This window comes from Pseudoalteromonas sp. MB41, assembly GCF_020966275.1.
GTDB lineage: Bacteria > Pseudomonadota > Gammaproteobacteria > Enterobacterales > Alteromonadaceae > Pseudoalteromonas > Pseudoalteromonas lipolytica.
Map to the genome: position 1 here is coordinate 32,282 of NZ_JAJJZF010000009.1, position 13,204 is coordinate 45,485.

The following is a 13,204-nucleotide window of genomic DNA, read 5'->3' on the forward strand; positions in this document are numbered from 1 at the left end:
TGATTATGACAGTATATAACTTTTCATTTGGGTCAAACATGTCGTCAAGTCGTCTATTAGCTAGGCTGCCTGAAGCAAAGCGTGTCGGGACAGCGGTATTGAAAGGCTACGAACTGACGTTTGATATGGTGAGCACAGATGGCTCAGCTAAATGCAGTATTCGTCAAACCCACGAGCCTGAAGCGTTAGTTTATGGTGTGGTGTATCAGTTAAGTTTAGCTGAAAAAGCGATATTAGATGAAATTGAAGGTCCACGATACGATTGTGTTGATGTGTGTGTAGAATTAGTTGAAGGTGAGCAATTGACAGCGCATTGCTACATTGCCAATACATTAGACAGCGCGTTACTGCCATTCGACTGGTATCTACAGCATGTTCATCGCGGCGCACTTGAAGCTGGCGTGCCAAATCATTACAGTGAAGCTATCCTATCGCGAGATAGTCGCGATGATCCAGATAAAACCCGAGCAGCGAAAGAGTTCGCTATTCATAACAATAAAAATCACCAAGGTACATTATGACATTCCGTAAATTAGCCGTAGCAGCTGCGCTGTTAACTAGCTGTGCATTTAACAGCTATGCCGATATCGACACGCAAAAAATAGAAAAAGTTATTGAAACCTCAATGGCACGTTTTGATGTACCGGGGATGGCTGTTGCGATTGTTGAAAATGACAAGGTAGTGCTAGCTAAAGGTTTTGGTATTGCGAACCTTGATACCGGTAAAAAAGTGAACAAAGACACGTTATTTGGTATCGCCTCTAATACAAAAGCGTTCACGGCAGCCGCGTTAGCAAAATTGATTGATGAAGGTAAGTTAAATTGGGATGACAAGGTGATTGATCACCTACCTGAGTTTCGTTTATACGATTCGTACGTGACCCGAGAAATGACCATACGCGATTTATTAAGCCATCGCAGTGGCCTTGGTTTAGGCCAGGGCGATTTGATGATCTGGCCTGACACGGATAAATCGATTGATGAGATTATCGCAGGTCTAAAATATTTAAAACCGGCAAGTAGTTTTCGCAGTAAGTATGCGTATAACAATTTAATGTTTGTTACGGCAGGCGAAGTCGTTGCACGCGTATCAGGCATGAGCTGGAATGATTATATCGAAAAAAACATACTACAACCCCTTGCGATGGAAAATTCACGAGCAGGTTTTTCACGTATTCCTAAAAGCAATAAAAACTGGGCAATAGGCCACATTCCGATGGATGGTCAGTTACACCCATTTTTCGTTAATTACTTAGAAGATTTTCGTGGTGCAGGTGCAATAGCATCCAGTGTAAACGATATGAGCCAGTGGCTACGTACACAACTTGCTCACGGAAAAATGCCTAACGGTGAGCAACTATTCACAGAAAAACAACAGCAGCAAATGTGGCATCCACACATTACCTCACTGGCATCAAAAAGTGCCTATGACATGTATCATCAGCAATTTAGAGGTTATGGCTTAGGGTGGAGTATTGAAGACTTTCATGGAATTAAAAAGCTAGGCCATGGTGGGGGGATTCTTGGCATGGTTTCGCAAGTAACGTTACTCCCAGAGAAAAACCTTGGGATTGTCATTTTAAGTAACCAGCAAGCATTCAGTGCATTATCAGCTGTGACTTACGAAGTATTGGAAGATGCCCTTGAACTTGACGATAAAGATTGGGTGGAAGAGTTAGCGAAAAAGCATTTTGAGAACAAAGAAAAGGCCTACGCGAACGCTACGCCAGAAACCCCCGCTGATTATCAACCTAAACTGCCTAATATTAATTACACAGGCACATTGCATGATAACTGGTATGGCGATGTAATAATTGAAGAATTAAATGGTCAACTACGTATTGATTTCACTCATACCAAACGTTTAAAAGGCCAGCTTGAGCATTACACGGGTAATACGTTTATTGTTAAATGGGATGAGAAGCTGCTTGAAGCAGATGCGTATATCGAGTTCCAAATGAACCCCGATAACCGTGTCAGTAGCGCGACAATGCGTGCCGTTTCGACCGAGGTCACTGACTTTAGCTTTGACTTTAGAAACCTCGATTTACAGGCTAAAAAGTAAACCAAAGTCGCAAAGCCGCCACATGGCGGCTTTGTTATAATCGGAGAAAATTGTTCAAGGAGCATGTTATGAGAACGGCTGTTATCTCACACCCAATGTGCCGTAAACACAAAATGATAGAAGATCATCCAGAGTGTCCAGCACGATTAGATATGATCACTGATCGCTTACTGGCAAGCGGTGTTGATATTGCGGTAACTCATTTACAAGCGCCCAAAGCCACCCGGAATGACTTCTTACGTGCTCACGATGAATCCCTTGTTCGGCATGTTGAGCAAACGATTCCAAGCTCAGGCCTTGCTGAACTAGATGGTGATACATGGTTATGTCCCGACTCGATGAAAGCCATTGAGCGAGCTGTAGGGGCGGGCATACTTGCGGTTGATGAAATTCTTGCTGATAACATTGATGCAGCATTTTGTTCTATAAGACCCCCTGGCCATCATGCTAACCGTACCACTTCTGCAGGGTTTTGTGTCTTTAATAATTTAGCAATTGCGGTTAAGTATGCCCAAAGTAAAGGGGTTCAGCGCATTGCAATTGTTGATTTTGATGTCCACCATGGTAATGGTACGCAAGACATCTTTTTAGACGATGAAAATGTATTATTTTGCTCTTTGTTCCAACATCCTTTTTATCCGAATACGGCTGTTGAAAATAATCAAACTCTGGTTAATTCCCCCTTGCCAATTGCCAGTGATGGTAATGATTTAAAAGCTGTTTATCTTGAGCAATGGCTTCCTAAACTGACTGAATTTCAGCCTGAGTTATTATTCATAAGTGCGGGATTTGATGCTCATTTAGAAGATGATATGGCAAGCTTAAAGTTTGTAGAAGATGACTATGCATGGCTAACATCTCAGCTCGCTGAGCTGTGTGAGCAACAACACTGCCGGGGTATTGTGTCTTTTTTAGAAGGGGGATACGCTCTTTCTGCATTAGGTCGCAGCGCCGTTGCTCATGTAAAAGCGCTGGTGGATGCGCCCTAAGACTCCAGCAGTGAAAATGCTTGTTGCGTAGTCAGTCTCGTTACCTTACTGAGACAACAAATACCTTCTTGAGTTAAATGTTGCGTTACGCGCTTTGCCAGATCTGTATCACTCAATGGGGCGAGTTGGTTATTATTTAAGTCAAAGTGCTGGCCGTTTTTGGCTATTAAAATGACCTGATTTTTTTGATTTTCATCTAAATTAAATAAGAAACTCTCCAGATCACTCTCATCTTTTAAGTAATCCAACTCCTGCTGTGCGCAGATGATCAAGGGAAATGATTGGTGCATTTATTGTCCTGCATCAAAGCTACATAGGTTGAAATGATTATAATTGCTAACTCCTTTCAAAACTAGGTAAGTTTGCTTATGAATCAACCAAGACGCCATCAAAAGGTCGGTGATGTTTTCTCGCAAAAGCTGGTATCGTGCCCTGCGCATACTCCGCTGGTTGATGCTGTGCGGTTGATGCATGTTCATAATGTAACGGCTATTTTTGTTAAACACGAACAATCAATTGTCGGTATTTGGACCGAAGCTGACTGCTTGCAGGTAGACATTACCAGCCCTGTTTTTAAAGATGTGGCGATTCACGAGGTGATGTCGGCGCCAGTTGTTTCTGTGCCAAGTCAGTGCTTGCTGAGTGATGCGACATTGCGTTTTCAGCAACATGGGATTCGTCACTTGTTGGTATTGGATAACGATAAGCAGCCCGCGGGAATGCTCAGCCTTTCTGATATAGTTCATAATCAAGGGCTTGATCATTATTTACAGTTTAGACCCATTCATGAGCAATACCGCACCGATTTAGAAATTGTGGACTCAGCGATGTCTATCGAAGGCGTGGTTGATATTATGCGCGCGAAGCGCCTTGAAAGCGTTCTTGTTTATAATCAAGCGTTAGACATTCATGGCATTATTACGCAGCGTGATATTGTTGGGTTGATCATTCAAACTGAATGGCTAAATCCTTGTTGGCAGTATGCAAGTTATCCATTGATTGAAATTGATAGTGAAAGCAGCCTATTTGATGCGTACCGATTGATGTCTGATCGAAATGTACGTCATCTTGTTGTGAGAGATACCGATATTTGTGGCGTTATTTCATTTGCCGATTTGATTACTGAAATTGAATCGGCTTATTGCTGTGAATTAGAGCGTGCAATTGAACAACGCGACATTGCACTACAAAAGTCTCAGCGTAACTTATTCCTTGCTAATAAGATTATTGATGCTTCACTCGATGGCATTATGCTGACTCAAAGAGACGGCACGATTATTCAAGTAAACCCCGCGTTCACAAAGCTAACAGGTTTTGCTGAGCATGAAGTCATCGGCAAACGGCCGAGTATTTTAAGTTCTACAAAACACAGTCGTTCTTTTTATCAGAAAATGTGGCATGCCATTGAGTACGACGGAGTTTGGCAGGGAGAAATTTGTAACTGCAAAAAAGGGGGGGAAGAGTTTGTTGAGTGGTTGACCATCATTAAAATTAAAGACCCTAATGTTGATGAAATTCTTTACGCTGCTATTTTCAGTGATATCACGGAGCGTAAGCGCGCAGAAGAAAAGATTTCACAGCTTGCCTATTACGATGAATTGACCGGTCTGCCTAATCGACGCTTATTTAATGACCGGCTTTCAATCGCATTAAGTGCGGCTAAGCGAAACGATGATCTACTCGCTGTGATGTTTATTGATTTAGACCGCTTTAAAGAAGTCAATGACAGCTTAGGGCATGATGCTGGCGATAACTTATTAGCGCAAGTTGCAGATCGTATTTTATCTATTCTCCCCCAAGGAGACACTCTAGCGCGTTTAGGTGGCGATGAGTTTGTATTGCTGTGCGAAGTGAGCCGTGTTGAAACTTTATTGGGCTTCGCAGAGCAAGTATTACAACAAGTCAGTATGCCACTATTAATTAATGAACATGAGGTTGCGATTACTGCTTCAATCGGCGCGGCTGTTTACCCCGATGATGGCATTGATAGTGCAACGTTGCTTAAACATGCCGACATAGCGATGTACCGTGCTAAAGAAGTCGGACGAAACTCATTTCAGCTCTTTAAGCCCGCGATGAATGCACGTTCTTTAGAGCGTTTAGCGATGATGAGTCGTTTACAAAATGCTATCGAAAGCGATGAATTCGAATTGTACTTTCAGCCTAAGCAGCATTTAAATAGCGGTAAAATATTAGGCGTTGAGGCATTATTACGCTGGCAAGAGCCGAGTTTAGGTGTGATATCGCCTGCCAAATTTATCCCCCTTGCAGAAGAGCTTGGTTTAATTGTTAAGCTTGATTTATGGGTGATCGAGCAAGCCTGTAAGGAATTAACCAAATGGCGGCAATATGATATTGAGGCAGGCCGTTTAGCGATTAATATTTCGGCCAATCATTTACGTCAGGGGTTGCTGGCATCTAATGTTGCGCGTTTACTTGAACAATATGATGTAGACCCCCGCAAGTTAGAAATTGAGCTAACAGAAAGCTGCTTTATTAGTCATTTTAGTGAAGCGAAGCAAGAGTTACTTGCACTAAAAAAACTCGGTGTGCATATTACGCTTGATGATTTTGGCACGGGGTATTCTGCGCTAAGTTATTTAACCAAGTTACCCATTGATACATTGAAAATTGATGCCAGTTTTATCGCCAAAGTGCCGGATGAATATGGCAATAGTGAGATTGTAACTGCAATAATTACGCTTGCAAAAAGTCTAAGTATTCATGTGGTTGCTGAAGGCGTGGAGAAAATAGAGCAGCTAAACTATTTGCAAATGCTTAACTGCGATACCATCCAAGGGTATTACTTTTGCCGCCCCATAGCGAAGCAGCAATGGTATGACTTTTATCTTGCTAAAGCCCAGAGTGCTTAACCCAGAGTGACTTCATAAGACGTAAATTTACGAATATTAATGACGCCAGTATCAAAAATGAGGTACTGACCTTTAATACCTTGAAGTACGCCAGATACCTCAGGGTTTTTATCAAAGTTAAAAGAGCTAACCTTTGTCGGATACTCGCTAACAGGGTAGTCTAGTTCAACAACGTCTTCGTTAAGTTTTTCAATGGCTGTTGCACCAAAAAGCGCTGCAAGTTCAGAGAGCTTAGGCTCTATTTGCGGAATAAGTTCTGCAGCAGCAGCTTTTAAATCGATGACTTCTGATTGGCCTTTTAACATGTTTCGCCAGTTCGTTTTATCGGCGATAAACTGTGCTAAAGCAACTTCAACAAGACCCGATTGAAGTCGAGTTTGCACTTTAAAGATAGGAAGTGCTTGGGTCGCGCCTTGGTCAATCCAACGAGTGGGGATTTGCGTGTGACGGGTAATACCGACTTTTAATCCAGAAGTGTTTGCTAAATAGACATAATGAGGGATCATGCAGTTTTCTTCCCCCCATTGTGGCTCGCGGCAAGTCCCTTTATCAAAGTGGCATGTTTCTGGTTTCATAATACACATATCACAGCTAGCGAGCTTACGCATGCATACAAAGCAGTGACCTTGCGAGTAACTTTTTTTGGTTTTCTTGCCGCAGTTGCTACAAAAAATATTGCCTGTAAAAGTCAGTGTCAGTGTTTTGCCAATGTAATCATTTAAAGAAACGAGTTCATCACCAATTGGCAGGTGGTATTGAACGGGTGCAGCGTGCGACGATTTTAATTTGCGAAGTGTGCCTTGCATCTTTACATAGCCCCTAAAGATGTAAAAAAGGCTAGTGTAACATGCTCTATTTAGAATGTGTGGCAATTAACGACAGGTACTCATCGAATGGAATCGCTTTGCTGTAATAAAAACCTTGTCCTTGGTCGGCGCCCATTTTAATTAATAACTGTTCTGTCGTTTGATCCTCAATGCCTTCAACGGTGATATTCATATCCAGGTTATGAGCCATATCAATGGCTGTTTTAACGATAACTTGGTGTGTCTCGTTGTTGGTAAGGTCGAGAATAAATGACTTATCAACTTTAATGGTACTAAATGAATAATTAACTAAATAATTCAATGAAGAGTAGCCTGTACCAAAGTCATCAAGAATCACTTGGCTTCCTAATTTATTTAATTCATTTACGAAACGCACCATATCAGTGTGATTTTTTATCAGTGCAAATTCAGTTAACTCAAATTTTAACTGCGCAGCAGAAACCCCGTGCTTTAAGATACTGTTTTCGATTTTTTCGATTAATTTAGGAATGGCTAAATTTTTAGCACTTAAATTCACACTAATCGTGTGATCGTAATAGCCTTGTTGATTCAGTTTTGCCACTGTCTGACATGCTTTTTCGATAACCCATAAGCTTAGCTCGTTGATAAGGCCTGTGCGTTCAGCAAGTAAAATTAGTTGCTCAATATCAAGGTGCTTATCGGCTGATGGCCAGCGCAATAGCGCCTCAGCACCCACGATAGTTCCGGTGCGTAAATTGACAATGGGTTGCAAGTAAATGGCGAGAGAGTTGCTGCGAATCGCGTGTTGTAATGACACCGCTAAACTTAAATCCATGTCGATATGTGGGGCGGTTGTATCTGTATTTTGGTGCTTTTGTGACAGCCCTAAATAGCCGCGTTGTAACCAAGAGTCAAAACCATCATTTTCCACAGGTTCTGTAATACTGAAGCGGTAATAAAGCTGTAAATCTAGCCCTGATATTTGATACTGCTTTGGCAGTTGTTTGCAAAGCGTATTGAGTTCTTCGTTGAGCTCGTCTTGCGGTTGAATTTTGGTTGAAACAAAAGCCAGTATGCCGTTGCCTAAATCGGCTACCTTTGGGGCGGTATCCAGTGAGGATTCTAAGCTTATAAACTGTCTTTGTTTGCTAAGTTGGTGCTCTAAAGATTTAGCAACTGTGGTAATGATATGACTGCTTTGGGTCGGATTTAAAATGCTCATTAAGGCATTAAACTGCTCGATTTTTAACAAGCATAAGTTGGCGTTTCTATGCTCATTTATCATTCTCATGTAGGCTTGCTTTAACATGGCCTGATTAAGTAATTTTGTTTGCTGCGAATGAGTCGCATGATACAGCGCTTTCTCTCGTTGGTACCGTACACGGTCGGCCAAAGCCATTGCCATTAATACGATCTCGCATAAAATCGCAATTAAAAATAGGTGGCGAGTTGCAAAACTGTAAGGGATAAAACCCGTTAATTCGAGTGGTTGCACAGCAGCACCTATTATTAACGGGACCCATGACATCACATAAAACTTTGCCCAACGAAAGCCACTCACAAGCTTTTTGTAAATCATGCAAATACATAAAATATACAGCGGCACCATTAAGGCAAAGAAAATCTTTGACGAATGGTACTCCAACATAAAGAAGCTAATTAAGCTAAAACTGAACAGTAAGGCTAAAAAGCTAATGCTGAGTTTGTAGAGAAGACAGTTGTCTTTGTGGTAACGCAAAAACATGGTGCAAAATGCGACCGTGAAAAAGGCAATGGCATAGTTACTAAAAACGACGTGTTCATTAAAAAATAGTTGCCATGAAAGAGGCCATAAATAAAAACCAAAACCCAGTACTGAGCCCATAAGTAATAAGGCTGAAATGATATAACCAATGTAAATTAGGTAAACACGGTCACGAATACCAAAAAATAACACTAAGTTATAAAGGGCCGCCATGATAAGCACGCCAATAAATATCCCCCAAATCCCCACTTGTGAGCGAATAAGGTGTTGAAATTCGTTTTTACCATAAATTTTGATGGGGGTTTTGCTGATACCAACCGTATCAATTTTTACAACCAGAGTTGTTTGTTCGTTAGCCTGTAATGTGAGTAACGCATGAGGCGTACTGTACTGAAATAAGTTAAGCCCAGTAACTTTATCGCCTAATCTCGTTTTTTTGATCAGCTTTTGATCAGCATCCAATTCAAACAGGGTTAAATAGTCAACCATGGGATTGTCGAAGTGGATAAATAAATCAATTGCTTTCGATTGTCTATTTTCCAGGTCTAGCTTGAGCCAGTAATCTTTTGCCGCTAAATCCCATTCTATGTACTCGAAGGGTTGCTCAATTAATTTCTTTGGCTCAGAAAGGAGCTCTTTAAGGGTTAATGATTCAGTGTCGTCAATACGGTAAGCTGTGTGGGTGTATACAGGCGCTGTTTTATCAATAGTATAACGAGTAGGGCTTGCAAGATGAGTCGACAAAGTCGTGATGATAAAAAACAAAGTTGCAAGAATAAAAAATGAAACAAAATGATATTTCAGCGTTTTATTATTCAAAATGGGTTCTTTAACAAATTAATACTTTACTACAGTGTAGCATTAAAAAAGCGCAGTTAAACTGCGCTTTTTTCACAAGGGTACAGGTTCGACCTTAATGCTGTTCACGTGCAATAGCACGGTAAGCGATGTCGGTGCGATACTCCATACCATCCCAGCTGATTTGCTCAACTAGCTTATACGCGCGTTGCTGTGCTTCGGTTACCGTATTACCTAGTGCGGTTGCACATAATACGCGACCACCCGCGGTTACAACCGCATCACCATCTTGCTTAGTGCCAGCATGGAATACCTTTTCGCCTTCAGGGTAATTAACAAGTAAACCGTTAATTGCATCACCTTTCGGGTAATCACCAGGATAACCTTTCGCTGCAAGAACAACACCCACTGCTGCACGCGGATCAAATTCAATGCTTGTTTTATCTAATTCTTCACGGTTAGCCGCTTCAATTAATTCAACAAGATCTGATTTCAAACGCAGCATCATTGGTTGTGTTTCAGGATCACCAAAACGACAGTTATACTCGATCACTTTTGGTGTACCGTCTGCAGTGATCATTAAACCTGCGTACAAGAAACCAGTGTAAGGGTGGCCTTCTTGCGCCATACCTTCAACCGTAGGGTTGATCACTTCATTCATAACACGTTGGTGAATTTCATCTGTAACAACGGGGGCAGGTGAGTATGCACCCATACCGCCAGTGTTTGGACCTTTATCGCCATTGTAAGCACGTTTGTGGTCTTGGCTTGTGGCGAATGGCAATACGTTTTTACCATCAACCATGACGATGAAAGACGCTTCTTCACCTTCTAAGAACTCTTCGATAACCACACGGCTACCCGCTTCACCAAAGCTATTACCTGCAAGCATGTCGCGGATAGCTTCTTCAGCTTCGCTCTCAGTCATTGCAACAATAACGCCTTTACCTGCCGCTAAGCCGTCTGCTTTAACAACAATTGGAGCGCCTTTTTCTTTTAAATAAGCAAGAGCAGGGTCGATTTGTTCAAATGTTTGATAATCAGCTGTTGGAATATTGTGTCGTGCTAAAAAGTCTTTCGTGAATGACTTTGAGCCTTCCAGTTGTGCCGCACCAGCTGTAGGGCCGAAGATAGCAAGACCGTGTTCACGGAATGTATCAACAACACCCAGTACCAATGGCACTTCAGGACCTACAATGGTGAGCTCTACAGCGTTTTCTTTTGCAAACGTAACAAGACCTTCAAGGTCTTCAACATTGATTGCAACGTTTTCAAGTTTTGGCTCTAGTGCCGTACCAGCATTACCTGGCGCAACGAATACCGTGTTTACTTTACTATTTTGAGCAGCCTTAAACGCAAGTGCGTGTTCGCGGCCGCCACTGCCGATGACAAGTACATTCATGGCGAAATAATCCTATTTAAAGCGGTTTTTTAAACTTCAGCGTCATGCGGTCACTTTCACCAATCGCTTTATATTTTGCAGCGTCTTGTTCGTCAAGCGCTAAGCGTGGTGGCAATGTCCATACCCCTTTAGGGTGATCTGCTGTGTCGAGTGGGTTTGCATTAATGTCACTAGTTGCTACCAGTTCAAAGCCTGCTTGTTTTGCAATATCAATCACATAGCTTTGTTTCATATAACCTGAAGATTTCTGATCGTCATCACTACGAGATTCAGGAAGGCGATGTTCAACAACGCCTAGTGTGCCACCAGGTTTAAGTGCTTTATAAAATGCTTTAAATGCACTTAAGGTGCCTTCTTTCTCTTTACCCATGTACCAGTTGTGTACATTTCTAAATGTGAGTACTAAGTCAGCACTGCCGGCTGGGGCAATATCAAGGTGAGTAATGGGAGCAAATTCAGTGAGTTTTACTTCACTAAAACGTGCATCATCGCTCATCTTTTTCTTAAAACCCGCTAATGAACGTTGATAATAACCGACTTCTGAATCAGCTGGGAAATGTGCCGCGTAATAGACGCCATGACCTTTTACAGCCGGCGCTAAGATTTCGCTGTACCAACCACCACCAGGGGCAATTTCTACCACTGTCATTGTCGGTTTGAAACCAAAGAATTCAAGGGTTTCAATAGGGTGGCGATATGTATCGCGCGCGCTGTTTTTAGCGTCACGTTCACTTGATTGTACAGCACTTGTAAGCGCTGATTCATGGCTGTGACTGAGTGCGTGTGCAGATGCAAGTGCTAGGCTTGCAACAAGTAGCGATTTTACGGCAAATTTCATCATCTATTCCTTCATTTTTAGGGTTATTAATAATCAGAATACGTGAATTAGTAGCAAACAAAAAGGGTTAAACAATTTGCTTAACCCTTTATGTAATTAGTGGCGGAAATGGCGCATACCAGTAAATACCATTGCCATACCCGCTTCATCAGCTGCCGCGATAACTTCTTCATCGCGCATTGAACCACCAGGTTGAATAACCGCTGTGATACCAGCGTCGCGAGCTGCATCAATACCGTCACGGAATGGGAAGAATGCATCAGATGCCATTACAGAGCCTTTTACTTCAAGGTTTTCATCAGCTGCTTTAATTCCTGCAATTTTCGCTGAGTAAACACGGCTCATTTGGCCGGCGCCTACACCAATAGTCATACCGTCACGAGCGTAAACAATTGCGTTTGACTTAACGAATTTTGCAACCTTCCAGCAGAATAATAAGTCTTTTAATTCTTGCTCAGTAGGCTGACGCTTAGTAACAACTTTAAGGTCACCTTCGGTTACCATACCTAAATCACGGTCTTGAACTAAGATACCACCATTAACACGTTTGATATCGTGACCTGTTGTCTTGGCAGACCATTCACCGCATTCTAATAAACGTACGTTTTGTTTAGCTGAAACGATCTGTGCTGCAGCTTCTGATACTTTAGGAGCAATGATAACTTCTACGAACTGACGAGAAACAATCGCTTCGGCTGTGTCTGCATCTAGCTCTTTATTAAAAGCAATAATGCCACCAAATGCTGATGTAGGGTCAGTTTTGAATGCACGGTCGTAAGCTTCAAGAATATTTTCACCGATAGACACACCACATGGGTTCGCATGTTTTACGATAACACAGGCGGGTACGTCGAATTCTTTAACACACTCTAATGCAGCATCCGTATCTGCGATGTTATTGAATGATAATGCTTTGCCTTGAAGTTGTACTGCAGTTGCAACAGATGCCTCTGCAACGTCATTTTCAACATAGAAAGCAGCATCTTGGTGTGAATTTTCACCGTAGCGCATGTCTTGCTTTTTAGTGAATTGCATGTTGATTGTACGAGGGAATTTAGTTTCTTCAGCAGCTTCCTCTGTATAATCAGGAACCATTTTGCCGAAGTAGTTTGCAATCATACCATCGTATTGTGCTGTGTGCTCATACGCAGCAATCGCTAGGTCAAAACGTGTTTTATACGTTGTTGAGCCATTGTTGCTTTGCATTTCGCTGATTACACGGTCATAGTCTTTCGCATTAACAACGATAGTCACGTCTTTGTGGTTTTTCGCTGCAGCACGCACCATTGTTGGACCGCCGATATCAATGTTTTCAATTGCATCTTCAAGGCTGCAGTCTTCTTTCGCAACTGTATTTGCGAAGGGGTATAAGTTAACTACAACGATATCGATAGCAGAGATATTGTTCTCGCTCATTACATCTTCATCTTGGCCGCGACGCGCAAGAATGCCGCCATGAATTTTTGGATGAAGTGTTTTTACGCGACCATCCATGATCTCAGGGTGACCAGTATGGTCAGATACTTCAGTGACTTTAATGCCATTATCAGCAAGTAATTTGCAAGTACCGCCTGTTGATAAAATATCTACGCCTTGAGCTTCAAGAGCGCGAGCAAATTCAACGATACCGGTTTTATCTGACACACTTAATAGTGCGCGACGAATTGGACGATGTGTATCCATTGTAGTTTTGATTACCTCAATGTT

10 protein-coding genes are annotated in these 13,204 nt (G+C 42.0%); 4 read left to right on the top strand and 6 right to left on the bottom strand.

Going from position 1 to position 13,204, the window contains the following annotated elements; translation table 11 throughout:
- Positions 1-5: 5 nt before the first annotated feature.
- The 3 genes from LPA49_RS10760 to LPA49_RS10770 all read left to right on the top strand — a co-directional run bounded on the left by LPA49_RS10760 (position 6) and on the right by LPA49_RS10770 (position 3,054).
- The gene (locus tag LPA49_RS10760; protein WP_036971050.1) at positions 6-521 is read left to right on the top strand and encodes a gamma-glutamylcyclotransferase family protein; all 516 of its coding nucleotides are present in this window, start codon (positions 6-8) and stop codon (positions 519-521) included.
- The gene (locus tag LPA49_RS10765; protein ID WP_036971048.1) at positions 518-2,065 is read left to right on the top strand and encodes a serine hydrolase; all 1,548 of its coding nucleotides are present in this window, start codon (positions 518-520) and stop codon (positions 2,063-2,065) included. The genes LPA49_RS10760 and LPA49_RS10765 overlap by 4 nt, the downstream gene beginning before the upstream one ends.
- A gap of 68 nt (positions 2,066-2,133) precedes the next feature.
- Positions 2,134-3,054, top strand: a complete 921-nt coding sequence (locus LPA49_RS10770) for a histone deacetylase family protein (RefSeq protein WP_036971046.1) — start codon at positions 2,134-2,136, stop codon at positions 3,052-3,054.
- On the opposite strand, the gene LPA49_RS10775 is transcribed toward LPA49_RS10770, so the two are convergent.
- Positions 3,051-3,344, bottom strand: a complete 294-nt coding sequence (locus LPA49_RS10775) for a DUF4144 family protein (RefSeq protein ID WP_036971045.1) — start codon at positions 3,342-3,344, stop codon at positions 3,051-3,053. The genes LPA49_RS10770 and LPA49_RS10775 overlap by 4 nt on opposite strands.
- Positions 3,345-3,422: 78 nt before the next feature.
- On the opposite strand from LPA49_RS10775, the gene LPA49_RS10780 reads away from it, so the two are divergent.
- Positions 3,423-5,927, top strand: coding sequence for an EAL domain-containing protein (locus LPA49_RS10780; protein WP_036971043.1), 2,505 nt, complete (start codon positions 3,423-3,425; stop codon positions 5,925-5,927).
- Here LPA49_RS10780 and LPA49_RS10785 read toward each other — a convergent pair.
- The 5 genes from LPA49_RS10785 to purH form a co-directional block, all read right to left on the bottom strand.
- Positions 5,924-6,733, bottom strand: coding sequence for a DUF2797 domain-containing protein (locus LPA49_RS10785; RefSeq protein WP_036971040.1), 810 nt, complete (start codon positions 6,731-6,733; stop codon positions 5,924-5,926). The two genes, LPA49_RS10780 and LPA49_RS10785, sit on opposite strands and share 4 nt — an antisense overlap.
- A gap of 46 nt (positions 6,734-6,779) precedes the next feature.
- Positions 6,780-9,278, bottom strand: coding sequence for an EAL domain-containing protein (locus LPA49_RS10790; RefSeq protein ID WP_036971037.1), 2,499 nt, complete (start codon positions 9,276-9,278; stop codon positions 6,780-6,782).
- Positions 9,279-9,372: 94 nt separating this feature from the next.
- Positions 9,373-10,659: a phosphoribosylamine--glycine ligase gene (gene purD / locus LPA49_RS10795; RefSeq protein ID WP_036971033.1), complete on the bottom strand. Its 1,287-nt coding sequence runs from the start codon at positions 10,657-10,659 to the stop codon at positions 9,373-9,375.
- A gap of 16 nt (positions 10,660-10,675) precedes the next feature.
- On the bottom strand, positions 10,676-11,497 hold the full coding sequence (locus LPA49_RS10800) for a class I SAM-dependent methyltransferase (RefSeq protein WP_036971030.1): 822 nt from the start codon (positions 11,495-11,497) through the stop codon (positions 10,676-10,678).
- Between the two features lie 96 nt (positions 11,498-11,593).
- Positions 11,594-13,180 carry a bifunctional phosphoribosylaminoimidazolecarboxamide formyltransferase/IMP cyclohydrolase gene (gene purH / locus LPA49_RS10805; protein ID WP_036971028.1) on the bottom strand — a complete coding sequence of 529 codons (1,587 nt, stop codon included), beginning with the start codon at positions 13,178-13,180 and terminating at the stop codon, positions 11,594-11,596.
- Positions 13,181-13,204 lie beyond the last annotated feature (24 nt).

Excerpts from the sequence above, each read along its gene's own strand:
- LPA49_RS10760 (WP_036971050.1), top strand. The coding sequence starts at position 6 with ATGACAGTATATAACTTTTCATTTGGGTCAAACATGTCGTCAAGTCGT.
- LPA49_RS10765 (WP_036971048.1), top strand. The coding sequence starts at position 518 with ATGACATTCCGTAAATTAGCCGTAGCAGCTGCGCTGTTAACTAGCTGT.
- LPA49_RS10770 (WP_036971046.1), top strand. The coding sequence starts at position 2,134 with ATGAGAACGGCTGTTATCTCACACCCAATGTGCCGTAAACACAAAATG.
- LPA49_RS10775 (WP_036971045.1), bottom strand. The coding sequence starts at position 3,344 with ATGCACCAATCATTTCCCTTGATCATCTGCGCACAGCAGGAGTTGGAT.
- LPA49_RS10780 (WP_036971043.1), top strand. The coding sequence starts at position 3,423 with ATGAATCAACCAAGACGCCATCAAAAGGTCGGTGATGTTTTCTCGCAA.
- LPA49_RS10785 (WP_036971040.1), bottom strand. The coding sequence starts at position 6,733 with ATGCAAGGCACACTTCGCAAATTAAAATCGTCGCACGCTGCACCCGTT.
- purD (WP_036971033.1), bottom strand. The coding sequence starts at position 10,659 with ATGAATGTACTTGTCATCGGCAGTGGCGGCCGCGAACACGCACTTGCG.
- LPA49_RS10800 (WP_036971030.1), bottom strand. The coding sequence starts at position 11,497 with ATGAAATTTGCCGTAAAATCGCTACTTGTTGCAAGCCTAGCACTTGCA.
- purH (WP_036971028.1), bottom strand. The coding sequence starts at position 13,180 with ATGGATACACATCGTCCAATTCGTCGCGCACTATTAAGTGTGTCAGAT.